At 42.7% G+C, this 23,323-nt stretch carries 24 protein-coding genes and 3 tRNA genes; 13 read left to right on the top strand and 14 right to left on the bottom strand.

The window, feature by feature from the left end; genetic code table 11:
• Positions 1-373 precede the first annotated feature (373 nt).
• From L2744_RS04205 to L2744_RS04215, 3 genes are all read right to left on the bottom strand, one after another.
• Positions 374-450: transfer RNA gene (locus L2744_RS04205), tRNA-Val, on the bottom strand.
• 38 nt (positions 451-488) lie between these two features.
• Positions 489-565, bottom strand: a tRNA-Val gene (locus L2744_RS04210).
• 384 nt (positions 566-949) lie between these two features.
• Complete coding sequence (locus L2744_RS04215) at positions 950-2,329, bottom strand: MATE family efflux transporter (protein WP_248990749.1); 1,380 nt, start codon at positions 2,327-2,329, stop codon at positions 950-952.
• A gap of 34 nt (positions 2,330-2,363) precedes the next feature.
• Between L2744_RS04215 and L2744_RS04220 the strand changes: the two genes are divergently transcribed.
• A complete protein-coding gene (locus tag L2744_RS04220) occupies positions 2,364-2,987 on the top strand; it encodes a riboflavin synthase subunit alpha (RefSeq protein ID WP_248990750.1) in 624 nt (207 codons plus the stop codon).
• 4 nt (positions 2,988-2,991) lie between these two features.
• Here L2744_RS04220 and L2744_RS04225 read toward each other — a convergent pair whose 3' ends face one another.
• Positions 2,992-3,192, bottom strand: coding sequence for a CPXCG motif-containing cysteine-rich protein (locus L2744_RS04225; protein ID WP_248990751.1), 201 nt, complete (start codon positions 3,190-3,192; stop codon positions 2,992-2,994).
• A 645-nt stretch (positions 3,193-3,837) separates the two neighbouring features.
• Between L2744_RS04225 and thrS the strand changes: the two genes are divergently transcribed.
• The 4 genes from thrS to rplT all read left to right on the top strand — a co-directional run bounded on the left by thrS (position 3,838) and on the right by rplT (position 6,964).
• A complete protein-coding gene (gene thrS, locus L2744_RS04230; protein WP_248990752.1) occupies positions 3,838-5,766 on the top strand; it encodes a threonine--tRNA ligase in 1,929 nt (642 codons plus the stop codon).
• Between the two features lie 3 nt (positions 5,767-5,769).
• A complete protein-coding gene (gene infC / locus L2744_RS04235; RefSeq protein ID WP_012089240.1) occupies positions 5,770-6,312 on the top strand; it encodes a translation initiation factor IF-3 in 543 nt (180 codons plus the stop codon).
• Between the two features lie 84 nt (positions 6,313-6,396).
• Positions 6,397-6,591: a 50S ribosomal protein L35 gene (gene rpmI / locus L2744_RS04240; RefSeq protein ID WP_006081653.1), complete on the top strand. Its 195-nt coding sequence runs from the start codon at positions 6,397-6,399 to the stop codon at positions 6,589-6,591.
• Between the two features lie 16 nt (positions 6,592-6,607).
• The gene (gene rplT / locus L2744_RS04245) at positions 6,608-6,964 is read left to right on the top strand and encodes a 50S ribosomal protein L20 (protein ID WP_006081652.1); all 357 of its coding nucleotides are present in this window, start codon (positions 6,608-6,610) and stop codon (positions 6,962-6,964) included.
• 246 nt (positions 6,965-7,210) lie between these two features.
• On the opposite strand, the gene trxB is transcribed toward rplT, so the two are convergent.
• Together trxB and ald are read right to left on the bottom strand one after the other, a co-directional pair.
• Entirely contained in the window at positions 7,211-8,164 is a 954-nt protein-coding gene (gene trxB, locus L2744_RS04250; RefSeq protein WP_248990753.1) for a thioredoxin-disulfide reductase, read from the bottom strand.
• Between the two features lie 255 nt (positions 8,165-8,419).
• A complete protein-coding gene (ald, locus tag L2744_RS04255) occupies positions 8,420-9,535 on the bottom strand; it encodes an alanine dehydrogenase (RefSeq protein ID WP_248990754.1) in 1,116 nt (371 codons plus the stop codon).
• Positions 9,536-9,714: 179 nt separating this feature from the next.
• Here ald and lrp point away from each other — a divergent pair, with 179 nt between their 5' ends.
• The 6 genes from lrp to serS all read left to right on the top strand — a co-directional run bounded on the left by lrp (position 9,715) and on the right by serS (position 16,959).
• Positions 9,715-10,221, top strand: coding sequence for a leucine-responsive transcriptional regulator Lrp (gene lrp, locus L2744_RS04260; RefSeq protein ID WP_007647640.1), 507 nt, complete (start codon positions 9,715-9,717; stop codon positions 10,219-10,221).
• Positions 10,222-10,549: 328 nt separating this feature from the next.
• A complete protein-coding gene (locus L2744_RS04265; RefSeq protein WP_248990755.1) occupies positions 10,550-13,243 on the top strand; it encodes a DNA translocase FtsK in 2,694 nt (897 codons plus the stop codon).
• A gap of 77 nt (positions 13,244-13,320) precedes the next feature.
• Positions 13,321-13,947 (top strand): outer membrane lipoprotein periplasmic chaperone LolA, encoded by a 627-nt coding sequence (lolA, locus tag L2744_RS04270; RefSeq protein ID WP_248990756.1) that lies wholly within the window; start codon positions 13,321-13,323, stop codon positions 13,945-13,947.
• Between the two features lie 8 nt (positions 13,948-13,955).
• Entirely contained in the window at positions 13,956-15,287 is a 1,332-nt protein-coding gene (locus tag L2744_RS04275) for a replication-associated recombination protein A (protein ID WP_248990757.1), read from the top strand.
• Positions 15,280-15,654 carry a fluoride efflux transporter CrcB gene (gene crcB, locus L2744_RS04280; RefSeq protein WP_248990758.1) on the top strand — a complete coding sequence of 125 codons (375 nt, stop codon included), beginning with the start codon at positions 15,280-15,282 and terminating at the stop codon, positions 15,652-15,654. Before L2744_RS04275 ends, crcB begins: the two co-directional genes overlap by 8 nt.
• 18 nt (positions 15,655-15,672) lie before the next feature.
• On the top strand, positions 15,673-16,959 hold the full coding sequence (serS, locus tag L2744_RS04285; protein ID WP_248990759.1) for a serine--tRNA ligase: 1,287 nt from the start codon (positions 15,673-15,675) through the stop codon (positions 16,957-16,959).
• Positions 16,960-17,207: 248 nt separating this feature from the next.
• Here the strand turns inward: serS and L2744_RS04290 are convergent, their stop codons facing one another.
• The 6 genes from L2744_RS04290 to punR all read right to left on the bottom strand — a co-directional run bounded on the left by L2744_RS04290 (position 17,208) and on the right by punR (position 20,463).
• Positions 17,208-17,546 (bottom strand): TusE/DsrC/DsvC family sulfur relay protein, encoded by a 339-nt coding sequence (locus tag L2744_RS04290; protein ID WP_248990760.1) that lies wholly within the window; start codon positions 17,544-17,546, stop codon positions 17,208-17,210.
• On the bottom strand, positions 17,540-17,821 hold the full coding sequence (tusB, locus tag L2744_RS04295) for a sulfurtransferase complex subunit TusB (RefSeq protein WP_248990761.1): 282 nt from the start codon (positions 17,819-17,821) through the stop codon (positions 17,540-17,542). The genes L2744_RS04290 and tusB overlap by 7 nt, the downstream gene beginning before the upstream one ends.
• Positions 17,821-18,177 (bottom strand): sulfurtransferase complex subunit TusC, encoded by a 357-nt coding sequence (gene tusC, locus L2744_RS04300; protein WP_248990762.1) that lies wholly within the window; start codon positions 18,175-18,177, stop codon positions 17,821-17,823. Before tusC ends, tusB begins: the two co-directional genes overlap by 1 nt.
• A 14-nt stretch (positions 18,178-18,191) precedes the next feature.
• On the bottom strand, positions 18,192-18,581 hold the full coding sequence (gene tusD / locus L2744_RS04305; RefSeq protein ID WP_248990763.1) for a sulfurtransferase complex subunit TusD: 390 nt from the start codon (positions 18,579-18,581) through the stop codon (positions 18,192-18,194).
• Positions 18,582-18,641: 60 nt separating this feature from the next.
• Positions 18,642-19,301: a Bax inhibitor-1/YccA family protein gene (locus L2744_RS04310; RefSeq protein WP_248990764.1), complete on the bottom strand. Its 660-nt coding sequence runs from the start codon at positions 19,299-19,301 to the stop codon at positions 18,642-18,644.
• Between the two features lie 259 nt (positions 19,302-19,560).
• On the bottom strand, positions 19,561-20,463 hold the full coding sequence (gene punR, locus L2744_RS04315) for a DNA-binding transcriptional activator PunR (protein ID WP_248990765.1): 903 nt from the start codon (positions 20,461-20,463) through the stop codon (positions 19,561-19,563).
• Between the two features lie 115 nt (positions 20,464-20,578).
• Between punR and punC the strand changes: the two genes are divergently transcribed.
• Positions 20,579-21,841 (top strand): purine nucleoside transporter PunC, encoded by a 1,263-nt coding sequence (gene punC, locus L2744_RS04320; protein WP_248990766.1) that lies wholly within the window; start codon positions 20,579-20,581, stop codon positions 21,839-21,841.
• Between the two features lie 90 nt (positions 21,842-21,931).
• Positions 21,932-22,022 (top strand) — tRNA-Ser (locus tag L2744_RS04325).
• A 348-nt stretch (positions 22,023-22,370) separates the two neighbouring features.
• Here L2744_RS04325 and L2744_RS04330 read toward each other — a convergent pair.
• Both L2744_RS04330 and L2744_RS04335 read right to left on the bottom strand, forming a co-directional pair.
• Complete coding sequence (locus tag L2744_RS04330) at positions 22,371-22,652, bottom strand: hypothetical protein (RefSeq protein WP_248990767.1); 282 nt, start codon at positions 22,650-22,652, stop codon at positions 22,371-22,373.
• 329 nt (positions 22,653-22,981) lie between these two features.
• A complete protein-coding gene (locus L2744_RS04335) occupies positions 22,982-23,203 on the bottom strand; it encodes a hypothetical protein (RefSeq protein WP_248990768.1) in 222 nt (73 codons plus the stop codon).
• Positions 23,204-23,323: the final 120 nt, after the last annotated feature.

The following is a 23,323-nucleotide window of genomic DNA, read 5'->3' on the forward strand; positions in this document are numbered from 1 at the left end:
TCTCCCTAATGGTTCAAATAAGTCGTCGTATAAACAAAAAGTTCCGCTCTTTGTCGAGCTTCAGCCCCTACAAACGAAACAGAATTTAAAAAGGGTTAAAAGTATTGGAAAATTTCACCCAATGAATTTGTTGTACCTATTAAAGTTTAATTCATCTTCGACCGAGATGTGTACCCTAAGTGATATTGATGTAAGTGGTTTAAAAAATGAAGATACCGATATGGTACTGAATGACCACTTAAGAAGTTTTAAAAGGCTCTTTTTGAAAATGCAGTGCTATAGGATTTTTTGCTACCAAACCACATCATAGAAGATGTAAAGCTAAGGGATATATTGATAAGATTGTTCAAGCATATGAATTTTAAGCAAAAAATGGTACACCCGAGTGGACTCGAACCACCGACCCCTACCATGTCAAGGTAGTGCTCTAACCAACTGAGCTACGGGTGCACTGTTTGAATTTCAAATTTTAGACTCTTTGAAGAGAGTGGTACACCCGAGTGGACTCGAACCACCGACCCCTACCATGTCAAGGTAGTGCTCTAACCAACTGAGCTACGGGTGCATCGTTTATTTCTTGATGGTCTGAACCACCGACCCTTACAGCCTGTTGTCAAATGAGTAGGTAGTGCTACTCTTTTTACTCAGCTGAGCTACGGATGCATTGTCAAATTTCACGCACTGTCCAAAAGCATTGCGCTTTGGAACGAGCGCTATATTAGGGGGATAGCGAAAGGCTGGCAAGAAAAAAAAGCGATTTTATCGTTAAATGGTGAATTGCTGTGCAACTTGTCCAGTGTTTCAGCAACGATGCTGATAAAATCCTTATTTCTAATGATGTTGATCTAATTGTTCCCATCCAAATCAAACCGATAAACAAAATGGCGAGCATCGATACTCACCATTAATTGTTATCCCAATCCGCCTATGGAGGTGAATGTTTACTGGATTAATGATGTACGCTATTACCTTCAATAAGGCTTAAATGTACACCATGCTTTTGGATATAGCGTAAGCGTATAAAAAACAACAGTGCTGCAGAGGTCAGTCCTGCAATAAGTCCAGCCCAAAATCCGTGAGCCCCCATAGCGGGAACGAGATAGTCGGTATAGGCCAAGGTATAACCCAATGTCATGCCAATACCCCAGTAGGAAAACAGTGTAATGTAAAAGGCACTACGCGTGTCTTTATAACCACGAAGGGCTCCAGACGCGACCACTTGGACCGAGTCAGATAATTGATATAAGGCTGCCATTAACATCAAACTACCTGCTAAAACAACTACAGCAGGATCATTATTATAGAGTTCAGCAATCTGGAATCTGAATAACACCGTCAATACGGCAGTAGAAAGGGCAAGAGACAGCGCCAACCATAAACCGACTTTAGCAACAACGGCTGAGATATCGGCGCGATCACGACCTAGGTAATAGCCAATACGGATCGAAACCGCGATACCAATAGATAAAGGCAGCATAAAAACAATCGCGGAGAAATTGAGGGCAATTTGGTGACTTGCCACCACAGTTGCGCCTAAAGGCGCAAGGAGTAGTGCGATGATTGCAAATAAACTCACTTCAAAAAATAGCGCCATAGCAATTGGTAGGCCGAGTTTAGTCATTTTTTTCATCGTTTTAAAATCTGGGCGATGAAATTTACTGAACGGAGCCAATGCAGCAAATTTGCGATGAAATTGCATATAAATTGCCATGGCAATCAGCATTGCCCAAAAAACTAAGGCGGTAGCAACACCACAACCCGCACCGCCCATGGCGGGTACGCCAAAGTGGCCATAAATAAAGATGTAATTGGCAGGGATATTTACGGCTAAGCCGACAAATCCAATAACCATTGTCGGTAGGGTATATGAGATCCCCTCGCTACAGCCTCGCAGCACTTGATACAACACAAACGCGGGTGCACCCCATAAAATACCGTCGATATAACCTATGGTTAAGCGGTACAATTCAGGCTCTAAGTCCATTTTAGTTAGCACAAATGGTGCTGATGCGAGGAATATCATCACACCAATACCACCAATAATGGCAAGATATGCTCCTTGGAAGGCCAAAGGTTGAATCGCTTTTTGATTATTTGCGCCATTAAAATGGGCAAATAAGGGTGTAAAAGCCATAAGCAAACCTTGAACGAATAAAATGGCAGGCAACCAGAGGCTCGTTCCTACGGCAACTGCAGCCATATCAACGGCACTGACTCGACCTGCCATTACTGTATCGATAAAGCCCATCATGGTCTGGGTGACTTGGGCAATAAATACTGGCAGTGCAAGTTGGATTAAACGTTTGGCTTGAAAGCCTGAATGTTTCATAAAATACAGCCTTTAACGAATGAGCGAGCAAAAAATGTTTACAGGTATAGTTCAAGCCACCTGCGAGGTGGTTGCAATACGTAAGAAAGATGGCCTAAATACCCTTGAGGTAGCGTTTAAACCTGATTTGCATGAGGGACTTGCAATTGGTGCAAGTGTGGCAAATAACGGGGTATGTCTGACTGTGACTCAGGTTGTTGATGATAGGGTATTTTTCGATGTAGTGGAAGAGACGTTAAAGCTCACCAACCTAGCTAATTTATCGGTAGGTCAAAGTGTTAATGTTGAGCGTTCGTTAACTTTTGGACGTGAAATTGGTGGACACATTCTCTCAGGCCATATCCATACTAAGGCCAAGGTAGTCAATATTAGTCACACAAAGCAGCATTACGATCTGACGCTAGGCATTGAGCCTAAATGGATGGACTACATATTTTATAAAGGATTTGTGGGTGTAAATGGCTGTAGTCTAACGGTTGGTGAGGTGACAGATGCTAGTTTTATGCTGCACTTAATCCCAGAAACGCTCAAGCTAACAAACTTAGGTCAGTGCAAAGTGGGAGATGAATTGAATATTGAGATCGACAGTCAAACGCAAGTTATCGTCGACACAGTCGAGCGCGTACTGGCTAGACGCTTTAGCGATCAATCACGTTAGAAGATTAATAAATTTGTTCGTCGTCAGAGTCTATGTATAGTTCAATAGTACGTCGCAATTCATCTACATGTAAGCGTAAATGGATTGGATTACAGCAAATTCGACAATCATCATAGTAATCTTGATCACCACAGCTGGCATCGATACTGATATGTTGATGATGCCCGCAGTGGGGACAAGCAATCACTTTATTCATGATCCTCATGGCATTATTCCTTCTCTCATATGGGTCGAAAGAGACATAAAATCTTGGAAACCAATGCTGTAAATGAATACACATAGGTTTTAGTTAAGTATATAAGAGTAAAGAGCCATGACTTAGATAAAGTCGATATCAAAACTCGGATAATTAGATGTTATACATATCACCACAATCTGCAGAGATTTTACGTGTGAGTAAACGGTTTATGGCACTCATCAAATGAGGCGTTAATTTTTTACTCTAAAAAAAGTCCTCTATTTCATTGCGTTATAAGATACCATCCTGAGCTTCTTGTCGAATGGTGTTGGTTAACTTTTGTATTTGTTGCTCAAGCACATATTGGATATCAGTTATCTGCATTTCGATGTTTTATGAGTGCTGTGCAATTAACCCGCCAGAGCTGGGGAGTTTGATGAGTGGTGAGTACCAACAGATTGCAAAATCATGATTTTGTTTTTTTTATTGATCCAAGCTGTGCATTTGGGGGGTAATTCGCTTGCGCCCTTTGACAGCTATCCCGTAGAATAAATGCCCTGCTACGCAAGGCGGCTAAGACTCCTGTACTGTCTTAACCTAGCGAGCATGTTACCCAACTTACTTAATCACCAAGTGGCCCTACGTGTGGGTCACCACTGGAAAGGACATTTCATGCCTGTAATTACACTTCCCGATGGTAGCAAACGCGAGTTTGCCCATGCTGTATCGACCCTCGATGTTGCCGCTGATATTGGCCCTGGTTTAGCGAAAGCTTGTATCGCTGGCCGCGTTAATGGCGAATTAAAAGATGCTTGCGATCTCATTGAAACCGATGCTGAGCTATCAATCATTACCGCCAAAGAAGAAGAAGGTGTTGAAATTCTTCGCCATTCTTGCGCGCATTTATTAGGTCACGCGATTAAGCAAATGTGGCCAGAAACCAAGATGGCGATTGGTCCTGTTATTGATAACGGCTTTTACTATGATATCGACCTTGAGCACAAGTTGACTCAAGACGACATCGAAGCCTTAGAAAAGCGCATGCTTCAACTAGCGAAAACTAACTACGATGTTGTTAAACGTGTGGTTAGCTGGCAAGAAGCCCGTGATACATTCGCGGCGCGCGGTGAAGATTATAAGATTGCCATTTTGGATGAAAATATCAGCAAAGACGCTACGCCTGCGCTATATCATCACGAAGAATACATTGATATGTGCCGTGGGCCACACGTGCCCAACATGCGTTTCTGCCAACATTTCAAATTAATGAGCATTGCTGGTGCATACTGGCGTGGCAACTCAGAAAACAAAATGCTTCAACGTATCTATGGTACAGCTTGGGCCGATAAAAAAGCCCTGAGCACACACTTAACCCGTCTTGAAGAAGCGGCTAAGCGTGACCACCGTAAAATAGGTAAGCAGCTCGACTTGTATCATATGCAAGAAGAAGCACCTGGTATGGTGTTCTGGCATAACGACGGTTGGAGTATTTTCTTAGAATTAGAAAGGTTCATTCGCCGTAAGTTAAACCAATACACTTACCAAGAAGTAAAAGGTCCATTGATGATGGACCGAGTGCTGTGGGAACGTTCTGGTCACTGGGATAAATACGCAGAAGCCATGTTCACGACCAGCAGCGAAAACCGCGAATATGCGGTTAAACCAATGAACTGCCCAGGCCACGTGCAGATCTTCAACCAAGGGCTTAAGTCTTACCGTGACTTGCCACTGCGTATGGCAGAATTTGGATGTTGTCACCGTAATGAACCATCGGGTTCTCTGCACGGATTAATGCGCGTACGTGGTTTCACTCAAGACGATGCCCATATTTTCTGTACTGACGATCAAGTTCAGGCGGAAGTGAGTGCGTGTATCCAAATGGTATACGACACTTATTCAACTTTCGGTTTTGAAAACATTGTCGTAAAATTGTCGACTCGCCCAGAAAAGCGTATCGGTGACGATGCCATGTGGGACAGGGCAGAAGAAGCCTTAAAACAAGCTTTACGTGCAAACAACATTGAGTTCACCCTTTTGCCGGGTGAAGGCGCGTTCTACGGACCAAAAATCGAATTTACTTTACACGATTGTTTGGACCGTGCATGGCAATGTGGTACTGTGCAGCTCGATTATGCATTGCCAAGCCGTTTAGGCGCGACTTACGTTGCCGAAGACAACAGCCGTCAAACCCCAGTCATGATCCATCGTGCTATTTTAGGCTCTTTGGAACGATTCTTAGGAATCTTGATTGAAGAATATGCAGGACGTTTCCCTACTTGGTTAGCCCCAATGCAAGTTGTCGTGATGAATATCACCGATAAACAGGCTGATTATGTTCAAGAAATCGTCAAATTCTTCAAAGAACAAGGTATTCGAGCGTCTTTTGACTTGAGGAATGAGAAAATAGGCTTTAAAATACGCGAGCACACCTTAAGGCGTGTCCCTTATTTGTTGGTCGTTGGCGATCAAGAAATGGAAAATAAGGAAGTAGCGGTGCGTACCCGTGATGGTATCGATTTAGGTAAGATGCGACTTGAAGATTTCGCCACTAAAATCCATCAACAGATTTCGCTCCGTAGTCTCAAATTGTTGGAGGAATAGGTCATAAAGATCAAAAAAACAGCAGGGCGTCAGCCGGCCCCTAATAGAATCAATGAAGAAATCACAGGCGTACCTGAAGTACGTTTAACCGGCATTGATGGTGAAGCTATTGGTGTGGTAAGCATCAGAGATGCTCAGAATTTGGCAGATGAAGCAGGTGTAGACCTAGTAGAAATCAGCCCAAATGCTGAACCTCCAGTATGTCGCATTATGGACTACGGTAAGTTCCTTTTTGATAAGGCTAAGTCAGCCAAGGAACAAAAGAAGAAGCAAAAGCAGGTTCAGGTCAAGGAAATTAAATTCCGTCCTGGAACTGACGAAAACGACTATCAGGTAAAACTACGCAACCTGATACGTTTTCTGGAAGACGGGGACAAAGCGAAGATTACGCTGCGTTTCCGAGGTCGCGAAATGGCACACCAAAACCTCGGTATGGATCTATTGAACCGTATCAAGGCTGATTTGGACGAGTATGCGGTTGTTGAATCTTTCCCGAAAATGGAAGGCCGACAAGCAATTATGGTGCTAGCGCCTAAAAAGAAATAAGTAGGGCAAAACTTAAAGTAGCAAAGGTCTATGGCCTTTGCTCGCCTTGCTTTTTATTAAACATCCCAATGCGGAGTTTTAGAAATGCCTAAAATGAAAACAGACAAGGGTGTAGCGAAGCGTTTTAAGAAAACCGCTAATGGTTTCAAGCGCAAGCAAGCACACTTACGTCACATTTTGACGAAAAAAAGCACTAAACGTAAACGTCACTTACGTGCCAAATGTTTAGTATCAAAAGCTGACGTTCCAGCAATCGCACGTCAATTACCTTACGCTTAATTTAGGAGATTAGAAAATGCCAAGAGTTAAGCGTGGTGTAACCGCTCGTGCTCGTCACAAGAAAGTTTTAAAACTAGCTAAAGGTTATTATGGCGCTCGTAGCCGTACTTACCGCGTTGCTGTACAAGCAGTAACTAAAGCTGGTCAATATGCTTACCGTGACCGCCGTCAGAAAAAACGTCAATTCCGTCAACTTTGGATTGCACGTATCAATGCTGCGGCTCGTCAAAATGGTCTGTCTTACAGCCGTTTCATCAACGGTCTGAAAAAGGCGTCTATCGAAATCGATCGTAAGATTTTGGCTGACATCGCTGTATTCGATAAAGTTGTATTTGCAACTTTAGTCGAAAAAGCAAAAGAAGCGTTAAACTAAGAAATTAGTTTGTTGCTGTAGAGAAGGGACCATTTGGTCCCTTTTTTTGTGCGCTATTTTTGACAAGATATAATTATTTTAAATATCTAAGTATTTCTAAAAATTATAGATTTATAAAGGCAAAGTGTTTATGCGATTAAGCGCGCGTAGTTGGCAAAGCCCGCAAAAAAGTTCAGTTCTCTCTTAACGATTTTGGGTTAAAAAATAGCAGGCAAAGCCTGCTATCTGTTCAAAAAGTGAGTCTTTTTATTTTTTAGCGTCTAAATAACGCTCGGCATCGAGTGCTGCCATACAACCAGTGCCTGCAGAAGTAATAGCTTGGCGATAATGTTGGTCCATCACATCACCACAGGCAAATACACCTTCAATACTGGTTTGGGTCGCATTACCTTGAAGACCACTTTGTACTTTTAAGTAGCCGTGGTTCATCTCTAATTGGCCTTCAAAAATACCGGTATTTGGGCTGTGGCCAATAGCAACAAACACACCAGCAACGGCTAAATCAGTAATCGAGCCATCTTTAGTGCTCTTCATCTTAAGGCCCGTCACGCCCATAGCATCACCAACCACTTCATCCATGGTCTGATCTAAGTGAAGAATAATGTTGCCATTGGCGACTTTATCCATCAAACGGTCGATCAGGATTTTTTCTGAGCGGAAAGTGTCACGGCGGTGGATAAGGTGTACTTCAGCGGCAATATTGCTTAAGTACAACGCTTCTTCAACCGCAGTATTACCACCACCAATGACGGCAACTTTTTGGTTACGGTAGAAGAAACCATCACAGGTCGCACAGGCTGATACGCCGCGACCTTTAAAAGCTTCTTCAGATTCTAATCCTAGATAACGGGCTGAAGCACCTGTTGCAATGATCAGCGCATCACAGGTGTATTCTCCGTTGTCACCTTTCAAGCGGAAAGGGCGTTCGGTTAAGGTCACTTCGTTGATGTGATCGAATAATATTTCGGTATCAAATTTCTCCGCATGTTTTTGCATGCGTTCCATCAGTGCGGGACCTGTTAAGTCATCCGCATCACCTGGCCAATTTTCAACTTCAGTCGTTGTGGTTAACTGACCACCTTGCTGCATCCCCGTGATCATTACTGGCTTTAAATTCGCACGCGCAGCATAAACGGCTGCGGTATATCCTGCTGGGCCTGAACCCAAAATCAATAAGTTACAATGTCTGACCTGGCTCATTTTTATCTCCGTGCATTTAGCAAATTGCAAGAATTGTAGGGAATTTACCTGTAGGGGTAAAGCGCTGTTTGGCGATCCTTTTAGATTATGCTAATCGAGTAATTAAGGCGTGTTGACCATATAAGTTTATCTTATGTACTTATTAGGTTTTTATTGGATTGTTATTTCGTAATCATTATAAAAAAACAGCCTCAACAGCGTTGAGGCCGATAAAACCTTTTTACATCAAGATGAGAGATATTATCAGGAAATAAATTAGGCAAATAATGTTGTTGGCATCGTGTATTCAAGATTCAGTGCATGGGCCACTTCTTTACATACAACTTTGCCGTGCATTACATTTAAGCCATTGAGTAAGTGCTTGTCTTGGAGCAACGCTTCTTTATAGCCTAAGTTTGCTAACTTAAGAATGTACGGTAAGGTTGCATTGTTAAGTGCGAAGGTCGAAGTGCGGGCAACAGCACCTGGCATGTTTGCCACACAGTAATGCACAACATCATCAACGATATACGTTGGATCTTGGTGCGTTGTCGCGTGTGATGTTTCAACACAACCACCTTGATCGATTGCTACGTCAACGATAGCACTACCAGGTTTCATACGTGAAATCATGCTGCGTGTTACTAATTTAGGCGCCGCAGCACCTGGGATTAGCACACCGCCAATGACAAGATCGGCTTCTAAAACATGACGTTCAATCGCATCGGCAGTTGAATAAATGGCTTTTACGGCAGAACCAAATTGAACATTTAAGCGGCGTAGAGCATCAATACTGCGATCGAGTACAACAACGTCGGCGCCCATGCCAACTGCCATTTGTGCAGCGTTAGTTCCCACCATACCGCCGCCAATAATGACAACTTTTGCTGGTTCAACACCTGGTACACCACCCAATAACATACCGCGACCACCAGAAGATTTTTCTAGTGCCATTGCCCCGGCTTGGATGGACATACGACCAGCGACTTCTGACATTGGGGCCAGTAGGGGCAGACCACCACGATCATCAGTGACAGTTTCGTAAGCGATGCACACGGCACCACTTTTAATTAAATCTTCCGTTTGGGGTAAGTCTGGCGCTAAATGTAGATAAGTGAATAAAATCTGATCGTGACGCAACATTGCACGTTCAACTGCTTGAGGCTCTTTTACCTTTACAATCATCTCCGATTTAGCAAAAACTTCAGATGCAGTCGCTAAAATTGTGGCGCCAGCATCAACATAATCCTGATCTGAAAAACCAATTCCCGTGCCGGCATTTGTTTCGACAAATACTTCGTGACCTTTTATTGTCAATTCACGAACACTTGAAGGAACCATACCGACACGATACTCGTGGTTTTTAATTTCCTTTGGAACACCAATAATCATCTTTGAGCCTCAATTGCCTGAAAACCCACTTTTAATGGGCATAATTGTTATTTTATAGTGACCTGAACGTGATTAATTCAGGGATATCTAGTATAGTAGCGGCGACGCAGTTTATGCTGCTGAACTTTGGACATACGTAGAATAAAATGTTGTTTTAGTGATAAAGCAAGGTTAAATAAATGGCATATAATAAAAAGAGTCCTGTAAAAGACTTGGATCGCATCGATCGCAACATTCTGAATGAATTACAGATTGATGGCCGCATTTCAAATGTGGAGCTATCGAAAAGAGTAGGGTTAAGTCCTACTCCGTGTTTAGAAAGAGTGAAACGACTCGAAAAGCAAGGATATATCAACGGCTATACTGCGCTGGTCAATCCTCATTTCCTGGGTGCATCCCTACTGGTATTTGTGGAAATCACACTAAGCCGTGATACTCCTGAAGTGTTTGATAAGTTCAATCGTGCAGTGCAACTTCTTGATGATATTCAAGAATGTCATTTAGTTTCTGGCGATTTTGACTACTTATTAAAAACGCGTGTTTCTGATATGTCGGCTTACCGTCGTCTACTCGGTGAAACATTGCTTAAATTACCTTCTGTTTCTGACACTCGTACTTATGTTGTGATGGAAGAAGTTAAACACACCAGTCGCGTAGCAATAAATCATCTACTCTCAGATATCTAAATTACCCTGATTGTATGGTTTTACCATAAGGGGCCAAGGCCCCTTATTTATTGATGACTGAGATATATTTTACATCATTGTTAACCTTGTGCCGCCCTTAAGTTTGCCTGCTTAGGGGCTTATTTTTGTGTCAATTTTGTACAAGTTATATTCTGGAAGTGTTTGTGTCATAAACTATTCTTGCCCAAAAAATACCCATTGACCCGCATTAGGTTACTTTTTGCTTATTATGGTCAAATCTTGCGAGAAAATCAGGCTAATATGCTCCACATTTAGTGGGATTCTGGTATCGTTAGCCCACCTGTTTCATTTTTATGGATTATGTCGTTTGTCTCAAGGAAATAGTGTAAGCACGCTCACCGGGCTGCAACGTCTGCTAGAAGGCGGACTCATCATTTGTTGTGTTCTTGCCACTTATATTTTACTTGCCTTGACTAGCTTTAGCCCATCCGATCCTGGTTGGAGTCAATCGCATTTTCAGGGCGAAATTAAAAACTGGACTGGGGCAGTAGGGGCGTGGATAGCCGATATTCTATTGTACTTTTTCGGGGTAACGGCTTATATCATGCCGATCATTGTGGCCTCGACTGGATGGCTACTCTTTAAGCGCGCCCACGATTTGCTTGAAATTGACTATTTTTCGGTCGCCTTACGTATCATTGGTTTTTTATTACTTATTCTGGGTGTTTCAGCCTTAGCTAGCATGAATGCTAATAATATTTATGAGTTTTCTGCAGGTGGCGTTGCTGGCGATGTGATAGGGCAAGCTATGTTGCCGTATTTTAATAAGCTTGGTACTACCTTACTATTACTCTGTTTTTTAGGTTCTGGCTTTACATTATTGACGGGAATAAGCTGGCTGACTGTGGTAGAAAAGGTCGGTTTTGCGTCCATTTGGTTTTATAAGAGACTTAAAAGTCTACCTCAAGCTTTTAAACGTGAAGATGAAACTGAAGACACCCGTGGCTTTATGTCCGTAGTAGATAAATTCAAGCAACGTCGTGATTCCCAACATGTACTTGAAAAGCCACGCGTACGCGAACCTGCGATGGTTATAAAGACTCCAAGTCATGATGAAATCATCACAAATGAAGCACCAAGTAAAAAAGCTAAGTTGTCTTCACTTGCAAAAATTCTGAGTTTAAATGGAGCTAAAAATAAATCTAACGAAAGAGTTGAACCTCAAATTGATCATCAGGCGATTGCTGAACATGGTCATTTTGAGACCCCGCCTTGGGTAGCTAGGTCGAACACAGCCCATGATGATGACGTTACAGATCTTAATACTCATGTATTTGATATTGATGAAAATGAACCCATGTTCAGTCATGAAACATTCATCGATGATGGTGAAGATGATGAGTTAGGCTTTAGCGATGATGATGTTATTGATTTTGATACCAAAGCATCAACAGGCGCCGTGACACAAGCCCAACGTAAGAAACAAGATCAAAAAGCAAAAATAGTTGATGGTATTGTCATGTTACCGGGGCAAGAGGCAAAACCAGCAGCAAAGAAACCGATGGACCCATTGCCAAGCATCAGCTTGCTTGATGTACCTGATCGTAAAAAGAATCCGATAAGCCCAGAAGAACTCGACCAAGTTGCGCGCCTAGTTGAAGTGAAATTGGCAGATTTCAATATTATCGCCAATGTCGTTGGGGTTTATCCAGGTCCGGTGATCACCCGCTTCGAATTAGAATTGGCACCCGGCGTTAAAGCATCAAAAATATCTAATCTATCAAAAGATTTAGCACGCTCGTTGCTGGCAGAGAGTGTGCGCGTGGTTGAAGTGATCCCCGGTAAAGCCTACGTGGGATTAGAGCTACCCAATAAATTCCGTGAAACGGTATTTATGCGCGATGTGCTTGATTGTACGGCTTTTACAGAAAGTAAGTCTAACTTAACCATGGTATTGGGCCAAGATATTGCAGGCGATCCCGTTGTGGTTGATTTAGGCCGAATGCCGCATTTACTTGTCGCAGGAACAACGGGGTCTGGTAAGTCTGTGGGCGTAAACGTGATGATCACCAGTTTACTCTACAAGTCCGGTCCTGAAGATGTGCGCTTTATTATGATAGATCCCAAGATGTTGGAGCTTTCTGTCTATGAAGGTATTCCGCATTTATTGTGTGAAGTCGTAACCGATATGAAAGAAGCCGCTAATGCACTACGCTGGTGTGTGGGTGAGATGGAACGCCGCTACAAACTGATGTCCATGATGGGCGTGCGTAATATCAAAGGTTACAACGCGAAGATTGCTGAAGCAAAAGCGAACGGTGAAGTGATTTTAGACCCAATGTGGAAATCATCCGACAGCATGGAACCAGAAGCTCCAGCATTAGATAAATTGCCATCGATAGTCGTAGTGGTAGATGAGTTTGCCGACATGATGATGATTGTTGGTAAAAAAGTAGAAGAATTGATTGCCCGTATTGCTCAAAAAGCTCGAGCTGCGGGAATTCACTTAATCTTAGCGACACAAAGACCCTCAGTGGATGTGATCACCGGTTTGATTAAGGCCAACATACCGACACGTATGGCGTTCCAAGTGTCATCGCGCATTGATTCGCGCACCATATTAGATCAACAGGGCGCAGAAACCTTGCTAGGTATGGGTGATATGTTGTTCTTGCCACCGGGAACCGCAGTACCAAACCGGGTGCATGGTGCCTTTATTGACGATCATGAGGTTCACCGCGTAGTTGCTGATTGGTGTGCTCGGGGCAAACCACAGTATATTGAGGAAATTCTTAATGGTGTCAGTGATGGCGAGCAGGTATTACTGCCTGGAGAAACCGCGGAGTCCGATGAGGAATATGATCCTCTCTATGATGAAGCCGTTGCCTTTGTGACTGAAACACGTCGAGGCTCAATTTCCAGCGTGCAACGCAAGTTTAAGATTGGTTATAACCGCGCAGCACGCATTATTGAACAAATGGAAATGCAGGGTATAGTGTCGGCTCAAGGGCATAATGGCAACCGTGAAGTACTTGCTCCGCCACCACCAAAACACTATTAATTTTTTGACTGAATGTCGAACTATAGTGTCAAGCGTAAATGCGCCATTTGAAACACTTTTAAGCAGTAAGGATTAAGATGAAAAACCTTTTGTGCGCAGTGATGTTAACTTCACCTTTATTATATAGTACCGCTGTCTTTGCGGATGATGCACAGCAACTTAGGGATACTCTGGTTAGCACAGCTTCGCTCAAGGCGGATTTTAAGCAGACAGTGACAGATGTGAACAAAAAGGTCATCCAAACTGGCTCAGGTGTCTTTGCATTGGCACATCCTAACCAATTTTATTGGCATTTAACCTCACCCGATGAATCACAAATAGTCGCGGATGGTAAAGATTTGTGGATCTACAATCCATTTGCAGAAGAAGTTGTGATCATGGATTTTGCAGAGGCAATAAATGCCTCACCTATAGCATTATTGGTTCACCGAGATGACACCACTTGGTCGCAATATTCAGTGAATAAAAAGCAAGATTGTTATGAAATTCAACCTAAAGCTATCGATTCGGGCATCATGACGGTGAGTGTGTGTTTTAAAAATTCACAACTGTCTAAGTTCAATGTACTTGATGACAAAGGAAATCTCAGCCAGTTTGATTTGAGTAATCAGAAAGTGATCACTAATGAAGACAAAGTGTTATTTAAGTTTGTCTTACCCGACAATGTCGATGTTGATGATCAGCGTCTTAAAGCGCTTAACTAGGTCGAAGTGTGAGCAGTCTATCTTTTAATTTCGCCCCCGATTTTCGTCCTCTGGCCGCTCGTATGCGGCCACGGTCGATAATGGAATATATTGGCCAAGCCCATTTGTTAGGTGAAGGCCAACCACTGCGTAAGGCATTGGAAGCGGGGCGGGCTCACTCTATGATGTTGTGGGGACCTCCGGGGACGGGTAAAACGACCCTTGCCGAGTTGATAGCCCATTATTCCAATGCCCATGTGGAGCGAATTTCAGCGGTTACATCAGGTGTAAAAGATATACGTGCGGCCATTGAGCAAGCTCAAGCTATTGCGGGTTCTCGAGGTCAGCGTACGTTGTTGTTTGTTGATGAAGTTCATCGCTTTAATAAAAGTCAGCAGGATGCATTTTTGCCATTCATTGAAGATGGCACTGTGATTTTTATCGGCGCGACTACCGAAAATCCCTCATTTGAAATCAACAACGCTTTGCTCTCTAGGGCAAGAGTCTATCTTATCAAACGCTTAAGTAATGATGAGATTGCACATATCGTGACCCAAGCCTTGGCCGATACTGAGCGTGGCCTTGGTCTGCGGCAACTCGAAATGCCTGAGAATGTGCTCATAAAACTTGCTCAACTTTGTGATGGCGATGCGCGTAAGGCGCTAAATTTACTCGAGTTGATGGGTGATATGGTTAGTGATAACGGCACATTTACCCTTGATATGCTGGTTCAAGTGGCGGGGCACCAAGTTGCTGGATTCGATAAAAATGGCGATCAATTTTACGATTTGATTTCGGCTGTGCATAAATCTATTCGCGGTTCTGCGCCCGATGCGGCACTTTATTGGTATTGCCGGATCCTGGAAGGCGGCGGCGATCCGCTCTACGTTGCAAGGCGACTACTTGCGATTGCTTCTGAAGATGTGGGAAATGCAGATCCTGCGGCAATGACAATTGCGCTCAATGCTTGGGATTGTTTCCACCGAGTTGGGCCTGCCGAAGGTGAGCGAGCGATTGCGCAGGCCATTGTTTATCTGGCTAGTGCACCTAAAAGTAATGCTGTATATACCGCATTTAAAGCGGCGCGAGCACTGGCGCGCGAAACCGGCCAAGAGAGTGTTCCACACCATTTACGTAATGCACCAACACAGCTAATGAAAGATATTGGTATGGGGGAAGGGTATCGCTATGCCCACGATGAACCTAATGCCTATGCCAGTGGTGAAAGTTATTTCCCTGAATCCCTGCACACTGCCCAGTTTTACTTTCCAACTGAACGGGGATTTGAGAAGCGAATTAAGGATAAGTTGGTACAATTAACCCAATTAGACAAAGCCAGTGAGAACAAGCGTTATGACTAACGTCCTATTAGTTGCCCTAGGCGGTTCAATTGGTGCTGTTTTTCGTTATCTTATTACAATATTCATGATCCAAGTATTTGGCAGCAGTTTTCCTTTTGGTACACTATTGGTCAATGTTATTGGTTCATTTTTTATGGGCGTGATATACGCTCTGGGGCAAATGAGTCATATCAGCCCAGAACTGAAAGCGCTAATAGGTGTTGGTCTATTAGGCGCGTTAACAACGTTTTCGACTTTCTCTAATGAAACCTTATTGCTGTTGCAAGAAGGGGATTGGCTGAAGGCGATTTTGAATGTGGTGTTGAACCTAAGTTTATGTTTGTTTATGGTTTATTTAGGTCAGCAACTGGTTTTTTCTCGCATTTAACTATTAAGAATATATCACATGTTAGATCCTAAATTTTTGCGCAACGAATTAGCAGTTACCGCGGAGCGATTGGCCACTCGTGGTTTTATTTTAGATGTCGCTCATCTTACTCAATTAGAAGAAAAACGTAAGTCGCTGCAAGTGGCTACTGAAGAGCTGCAAGCGTCGCGTAATGCCATCTCCAAATCTATCGGCCAAGCCAAAGCCCGTGGTGAAGATGTGGAAGCAATCATGGCACAGGTGGGTGATTTAGGCTCACAATTAGATGCTAAAAAATTGGAACTGGCAGCCGTATTAGAAGAAGTTAATACAATAGCCATGTCTATGCCAAACTTGCCAGATCAATCTGCCCCCATTGGTGCCGATGAGACTGAAAACGTCGAAGTTCGCCGTTGGGGCACCCCACGTAGTTTTGATTTCCCTATCAAAGATCATATTGACTTGGGTGAAGGCTTAAACGGTTTAGATTTTAAAAGCGCGGTTAAGATCACAGGCTCTCGTTTTATTGTTATGAAAGGTCAAATCGCCCGATTAAACCGTGCCCTAGGCCAGTTTATGTTGGATCTGCATACCACTGAGCATGGTTATACCGAAGCTTATGTGCCGTTACTGGTGAATGAGGCCAGTTTACTCGGCACTGGCCAATTGCCGAAATTTGGTGAAGATTTATTCCACACTAAACCAGCAACCGAAGAAGGCCAAGGGTTAAGTTTGATCCCAACAGCAGAAGTGCCGCTGACTAACTTAGTGCGTGATAGCATAGTCGATGAAGACGAGCTACCGATTAAGTTAACGGCTCACACTGCCTGTTTCCGTAGTGAAGCAGGATCCTACGGTAAAGATACCCGAGGTCTTATTCGTCAGCACCAATTCGATAAAGTTGAGCTAGTTCAATTGGTCAAACCGGAAGACTCAATGGCAGCGCTCGAAACGCTGACAAACCATGCAGAAACCGTACTGCAACGTTTAGGCCTGCCATATCGTACTGTGGTGTTATGCACAGGTGATATGGGGTTTGGCTCGAGCAAGACCTATGACATTGAAGTTTGGTTACCAGCACAAAATACTTACCGTGAGATTTCTTCTTGCTCGAACATGAAGGATTTCCAAGCCCGCCGTATGCAGGCGCGTTACCGTGTGAAAGCTGATAATAAACCCGCTTTATTACACACATTGAACGGTTCAGGTTTGGCTGTTGGCCGTACCTTAGTGGCGATTTTAGAAAACTATCAAAATGCAAATGGCAGCGTCACTATACCGGAAGCACTACGTCCTTATATGGGTGGTTTAACTCAAATCGGTTAAGGAATATCGCCCAACGCTATGGATAAAAGTCAACGTTATCTTCGTTGGCTTTCCTATACAGCAATTATCGCTGTATTTTGTGCAGTGATGTTGGCGACTATAGGTAAGGCCATCTGGGTTATATTGGAAAACGTCAAATAACCCTACCAACTTTTTTCAAGTAAAAAGAAAGGCATGTTTCCAAGGGAACATGCCTTTTTGTTTGCACCTTTGCTACGTTGAGTCTCAGATACTTGATACCAATGGCACTAAATACATTTAGCCGGTTTAGGCAAACCTGCGATCTTAGTCGCTTGCTTAGCTGGCCCAATCGGAAACAGGGTATACAAGTACTTTGAATTGCCTTTGTCTGGTCCCAAGGCTTGACCTATGGCTTTAACTAACACCCTAATTGCAGGGCTCGTTTTATACTCTAAATAAAAATCTCGAACGAAGTTAATCACTTCCCAATGTGCTGGAGTCAACTCGAGTTGCTCTTCTTTAGCCAGCAGCAAAGCCAACTCAGGTTGCCAATCGTTAAGATCATTTAAATAACCTTGATGGTCACGGGCGATTTCTGCGCCATTAAATTGCAATGGATTTACCACGTTATCACCTTGTCATGCAGTAATGCTTGAGCAACAAACTCGTTATAATCAATAAGACACACATTGCTTAGACGCTCCGTTAGCCCACGTGCGATGACATCGTCTTTTAACACCATAAGCTTAAAGGGTGATAATGCCATTGCCCATTGACGTAATAGCAGGGCGTTAACGCCATCACTAGACAGTAAGATAGCGTCTTCCTTACAGGCATAACGCAAGCAAAGTTTGAGGGCATTATCTCGGTTAGGGGATGTTTGAATATGATGTAAAATCATTAGAATACTAAGACCTCATCTACCGATTTTAAGTGGGCCGAAATAGCTTCATCGTTAACAACAGTGACTGGGATCGACAGTAATCCATGACTTAATCCATATTCAGCTAAGGATTGCTTACACACAAAAACCGATTCGATATCGTAAAGCGGTAATGCCTTAAAGGTCGAAATATAATCTTTACCACCAATGAGTTCTGGTTGCTGATCCTTCAATAGATGCAAAACGCCTTCATCGACAAAGACTAAACTGACCTCTTGTTCAAAACTGGCACTGAGCAGCGCAAGATCTAATCCTTCGCGGCCTTTTACCGTTCCCTGAGGGGCGCTTCGGAATAGAATACATAATTTTTTCATAGGATTTCCGAGGGTTAAAAGCTAATCAAGCGGTCAGCAGATTCAATACTGGTAATGAGCTCGCCTAAGCCCCCCATGATAAAGGATTGACTGACATTCCAATGGTTAAGCGCATTCTCATTAGCATCTTGCTCACTAACAATACCGCGACGAAGTGCAGCAGACACACAATTAACTAAAGGCACTCGATGTTGCACCGCCAGTTGTTGCCAATGTTCTACGACATCATACTCATCGGATGCTGGCAAACTAAAATCTGTGGAGTTATAAACTCCATCTTGATAAAAAAACACACAAACTACTTGATGGCCGCCCATTAATGCGGCTTGGGTAAAGCGTAGGGCATTCACACTTGCCGATGTGCCATAGGCAGGCCCGTTCACTTGGATAATAAATTTGCTCATTAATAATAAAAATGGCCCTAAAAGTAGGGCCATTCTAACGTAAGTTAATCCAAAAGGGGATCAGTCATCGTTGCCTATGCCCATCAGGTGCAAAATAGCAATAAAGAGGTTTAAAAAATCCAAATATAAGGAGATAGTTGCACGAATATAGTTGGTTTCGCCACCATTAACGATACGGCTAGTATCAAACAGGATGAATCCGGTCATTAACAAAGCGAGGCCCGCATTAATCGCCATAAAGGCAACGCTGTTACCCACGAAAATATTGATCACCGCTGCAGCAATCACAACAATCAAACCTGCAAACAGAAAACCTCGTAGGAATGAAAAATCTTTCTTAGTGGTTAACGCATAAGCTGATAAAGCAACAAAAATGACTGAGGTTAAACCTAGTGCTTGCATGATCAACTGTGGACCATTTGCCATACCTGCATAGTGGTTAAGCATATAACCAAGAGATGCGCCTTCCATGCCCGTAAAAGCAAACACCCAGAAGATACCCGCAGCAGATTCGGCTTTACGTAATGTCACAAAAAGCAGCACTAGGCCACCAACTGATAAGCCAATGGACATTAATGGGCTGATATTGAGCGCCATGGCCAATCCTGCACATAGTGCTGAAAAGGCGAGTGTCATCGATAACAGCATATAAGTGTTTCTAAGAAGTTTGTTCACTTCCAGTGTTGACGTACTCGCTGAGTACAGAGTTTCTTGAGTCATATTGGTCTCCGTTGACACATTTCCAAACTGATCACTTTGATTTTTGACGGAAGCTTTAGTTCCCGTAAAACACCTACACTAATGGAGCTTGTACAATAATACCCTACTTAAGGTACAGGTAAAAGCACACTCGGCTGAATAACAAATTGTTAATATTCATTTTATTTTAAAAACTAATATTCAAGGCCTAGTGATTCGAAATGAATGACAGCGCATCGCTGAGTAAACCAAGTTAAAACTAGGTTAATGCTTTATAAAACTAGGCCAACCACTCTCGATGGAGCTTGTCTGTATCCCCTAAATAATCAAGCACCCAAGTAAGGGCAGGTGACATTTTGTCTGCATTCCATGCAAGACAGCAAGGACTTGTAAGTTTTGGGTTTTCTAACTGCTTCTCGACTAAAGCCCCCGCTTTAATAAACACACTGGCTAAATGTACTGGCATATAACCCACACCTAAACCTTCTCGGAAACAATTGATTGCTCGAATCCAATCGGGTACAACAAGCCTACGTTGATTATCAAGCAGCCAGGTCATGCGTTTGGGTATTTCTCGCGAGGTATCCTCCAGACAAATCGAAGGAAAAGGGCGTAACTCATCATCCGTTAATGGGCGTTCAATATGCGCCAATGGATGGTTTTTACTCACTAAAAATGCCCATTTAATATCACCCATATCTTTATATTGGTACACTCCGCCAACGGGAATTGCTGTTGTGGCGCCAATAGCAATATCACTGCGACCAGTGGCGAGCGCTTCCCATACGCCATTAAAGACTTCAATACGAATAATCAATTCAATATCATGAAAATGACGATAGAAATCAGCGATAAGCACACTGATCCTGTCTGCACGAACGATATTATCTAAAGCGATAGATAGAGTAGGTTGCCAGCCATTAGCAACCCGTTGGGTACCACGTTTCATTTCATCCATTTGTGTGAGTATATATCTAGCTTGCTTCACAAAATGTTCACCCGCGGGGGTTAAGGTGACACTTCGATGATGACGCTCAAATAAAATAACACCCAACTCTTCTTCAATCTGTTTGATCGCATAGCTCACCGCTGAAGGAACTTTGTGTAGCCGGTGAGCCGCTGCGGTGAAACTCCCAACACGAGCAACTATATCAATGAGTTCTAACGCTTGTTCCGAGAGCATAGTTGATATCCATTCCAATGAAAATAATTGATGACATATTTCAAAAATAAACGTTTCCAATGAATTTAACAAGTCTTTAGACTGCGCGCCTTAGTCTATTTGACATGATTATTTTATGAAAACGTCTAGTAACACCCTTGTAAATCTGAAGTTATTTGTATTCTTAAGCTACTTAGCACTCTTGAGTATGCTTGGTTTTATTGCAACTGACATGTACCTCCCTGCATTCAAAGCAATTGAAAGCTCCTTAAATAGCACCCCATCACAGGTCGCAATGTCACTTACCTGTTTCCTTGCGGGTCTTGCTCTTGGTCAATTGCTCTACGGCCCATTGGTCAACAAAATCGGTAAACGTTATGCGCTGGTATTTGGATTAGTTATTTTTGCTATTGCGAGTTTATTTATTGCCAATAGCGATTCAATCTTAATGCTCAATATTGCTCGATTCTTCCAAGCCATTGGTGCTTGCAGTGCAGGGGTGATCTGGCAAGCCATTGTTGTTGAAAAATATGATGCTAAAAAGGCGCAAGGCATATTTAGCAATATTATGCCTCTGGTTGCGCTTTCTCCTGCATTAGCTCCAATCCTTGGCGCTTATCTTCTGAATGAATTAGGCTGGCGTGCAATATTTATCTCATTGTGCATTATCGCTTTTCTACTGATATTGATGACATTCTACTTTGTTCCGGGAAAGTCACAGCATAAGCACACTGAGCATATTGCTGTATCTTATTGGCAAATGTTGAAAAATACCCGCTATTTAGGCAATGTTGTGATCTTCGGCGCTTGTTCAGCGGCATTTTTTGCTTACTTAACCGTGTGGCCGATAGTAATGGAGCAACATGGCTATCAAGCAACTGAAATTGGTTTAAGCTTTATTCCTCAAACGATTATGTTCATCGTAGGGGGCTACGCAAGTAAGTTACTGATAAAATGCATAGGCTCCAATAATACATTGAATGTTCTATTATCTATTTTTGCTGCTTGTGTTGTTTCGATTGCGATGTTTACCCTAGTTTTCCCTGCTATGACAATTTTTCCATTGTTGGCATCATTTTCGATTTTAGCGGCCGCAAACGGCGCAATCTATCCGATAGTCGTTAATAATGCGCTACAGCAATTTAAACAAAATGTCGCAAAAGCCGCAGGGCTACAAAATTTTTTGCAGATCACTATTGCATTTGGGGCATCGAGTTTAGTGGCTATATGGGCAAACTTAGGGGAAATTGCAATAGGTTGGGGCATTCTTACTTGCGCAGTTGTGGTTGTTTTGGGTTACGTACTTAAGAGCAAGCAGCAGTGGGGTGATTTTGCCGTTGATTTTACAACTCCCGACCCTGCACGTATTGGAATCAACCACAGAAATGGAGGAAAATAAAACAGATTGATTGTTATACAAACATTTAGCACGTCATTATCAGTAAGTACTTTACAGACAATAAACTAACTTATATTATGCGCCTCGTTCGGAGGGGTGGCAGAGTGGTTTAATGCACCGGTCTTGAAAACCGGCGTGGGTTTATAGCCCACCCAGGGTTCAAATCCCTGCTCCTCCGCCATATTAAAAACAAAAAAGCCGTTGATAATCAACGGCTTTTTTGTTTTTGGCGTTTAAGAAGCTCTCCATTAAGATTGACTCAGACAACGTATCCTTACCGAGCCCCAATAACGTGTATTTCACACGTATCTGTTCGACCAAATCATTACGTGAATTGGCTATCCATTTGATATCAAAATTGCAGTGCGTGCTAGGATAAATGAGCGTTTGCATCGATTGCCACTGACGTTGTATAAGAAACAATTACCTAGCAAAAGCAAATTCCTATCGCATAAACATACCGAATAACAGGGAAGTGGCAGTGACTAAATCCAACACACAATATCGGTAGCTAATAAATTAGCTGTACTTAATAGCACGCGTTGTGCTCTAGATATTCAGGTTGATTCGAATCAGGAATTGTCAGAATACGCCCAGAACCATTCCAGCCATTTTCTTTGGCTTGCGCAGCAAGAAACTCAAGGTCGAGAAAAACATCGTCAAAACTAAACTCTTGGTCCTCAATGTGGCAAGTAAAGCGTGACTCTTTAATATCCCATGACACTCGACAAACTGGCTTTGGTGCAACTGATAAACTAAGCCCTTCAAATGGAGCAAAAGGTAGCTGAATGTCTTTATAAAAAGAGACCAAATTAAATAATGCAAATGTCGACGAAGCGAGAATTCACATTGCCCATAGACATCGTTAAGCATGCCTTAATGCCGATAAGTGACGTTATCGGCATCTCCAAGCCCTTCCACACAAAACTGCGCACAATGTATATTATGTTAAATCCAATAAATAAGGATTAGGCTGTCTATTAAAAATTTGTTTTAAAAGGTGTTTTGCTAACCTAACCTACTATCTCAAAACTTTACTTTATCTGCCAAAATGATCGAATTTTAGGGTCGAGTAATACTGGCTATGGTTTCTATCAATAGCGTTTTATGTGTCCTATTCGGCAATTACACTTAAAAATGTCAGATTGATTTGGTGTTAATGCGATTCTCAACTTGAGCACAATCCAGATTTACACATTGATCGCAAACAATTCTTTTTTTGCAACAAATAAGGCAAAGTTGCCATACTTTCTGCTTAGATTGATTATCTAGGCATGAAAAGTCTGCAGCACACACGTAGCCATCACGGATCAGTTGCGCAAGTTTTCTCTCAGAGATTGATAAATTGATACGTTCAGCCATTTGCTCTTTTCCGTTCTGTGTTTCCATTAACTGAATAGAATACACAAATGAGAATAGTTATCAACTTCATACTCTCATCTTGTCATGTAACCCACTTTCTGCATTATTTTTATCTCGACT

The organism is Shewanella profunda (assembly GCF_023283765.1).
Taxonomy (GTDB): domain Bacteria; phylum Pseudomonadota; class Gammaproteobacteria; order Enterobacterales; family Shewanellaceae; genus Shewanella; species Shewanella profunda.

Bases quoted from the DNA above. Each gene is read 5' to 3' on its own strand.
- L2744_RS04215 (WP_248990749.1), bottom strand. From the start codon at position 2,329: ATGAAACATTCAGGCTTTCAAGCCAAACGTTTAATCCAACTTGCACTG.
- L2744_RS04220 (WP_248990750.1), top strand. From the start codon at position 2,364: ATGTTTACAGGTATAGTTCAAGCCACCTGCGAGGTGGTTGCAATACGT.
- L2744_RS04225 (WP_248990751.1), bottom strand. From the start codon at position 3,192: ATGAGGATCATGAATAAAGTGATTGCTTGTCCCCACTGCGGGCATCAT.
- thrS (WP_248990752.1), top strand. From the start codon at position 3,838: ATGCCTGTAATTACACTTCCCGATGGTAGCAAACGCGAGTTTGCCCAT.
- rpmI (WP_006081653.1), top strand. From the start codon at position 6,397: ATGCCTAAAATGAAAACAGACAAGGGTGTAGCGAAGCGTTTTAAGAAA.
- rplT (WP_006081652.1), top strand. From the start codon at position 6,608: ATGCCAAGAGTTAAGCGTGGTGTAACCGCTCGTGCTCGTCACAAGAAA.
- trxB (WP_248990753.1), bottom strand. From the start codon at position 8,164: ATGAGCCAGGTCAGACATTGTAACTTATTGATTTTGGGTTCAGGCCCA.
- ald (WP_248990754.1), bottom strand. From the start codon at position 9,535: ATGATTATTGGTGTTCCAAAGGAAATTAAAAACCACGAGTATCGTGTC.
- lrp (WP_007647640.1), top strand. From the start codon at position 9,715: ATGGCATATAATAAAAAGAGTCCTGTAAAAGACTTGGATCGCATCGAT.
- lolA (WP_248990756.1), top strand. From the start codon at position 13,321: ATGAAAAACCTTTTGTGCGCAGTGATGTTAACTTCACCTTTATTATAT.
- crcB (WP_248990758.1), top strand. From the start codon at position 15,280: ATGACTAACGTCCTATTAGTTGCCCTAGGCGGTTCAATTGGTGCTGTT.
- serS (WP_248990759.1), top strand. From the start codon at position 15,673: ATGTTAGATCCTAAATTTTTGCGCAACGAATTAGCAGTTACCGCGGAG.
- tusB (WP_248990761.1), bottom strand. From the start codon at position 17,821: ATGATTTTACATCATATTCAAACATCCCCTAACCGAGATAATGCCCTC.
- tusC (WP_248990762.1), bottom strand. From the start codon at position 18,177: ATGAAAAAATTATGTATTCTATTCCGAAGCGCCCCTCAGGGAACGGTA.
- tusD (WP_248990763.1), bottom strand. From the start codon at position 18,581: ATGAGCAAATTTATTATCCAAGTGAACGGGCCTGCCTATGGCACATCG.
- L2744_RS04310 (WP_248990764.1), bottom strand. From the start codon at position 19,301: ATGACTCAAGAAACTCTGTACTCAGCGAGTACGTCAACACTGGAAGTG.
- punR (WP_248990765.1), bottom strand. From the start codon at position 20,463: ATGCTCTCGGAACAAGCGTTAGAACTCATTGATATAGTTGCTCGTGTT.
- punC (WP_248990766.1), top strand. From the start codon at position 20,579: ATGAAAACGTCTAGTAACACCCTTGTAAATCTGAAGTTATTTGTATTC.
- L2744_RS04335 (WP_248990768.1), bottom strand. From the start codon at position 23,203: ATGGCTGAACGTATCAATTTATCAATCTCTGAGAGAAAACTTGCGCAA.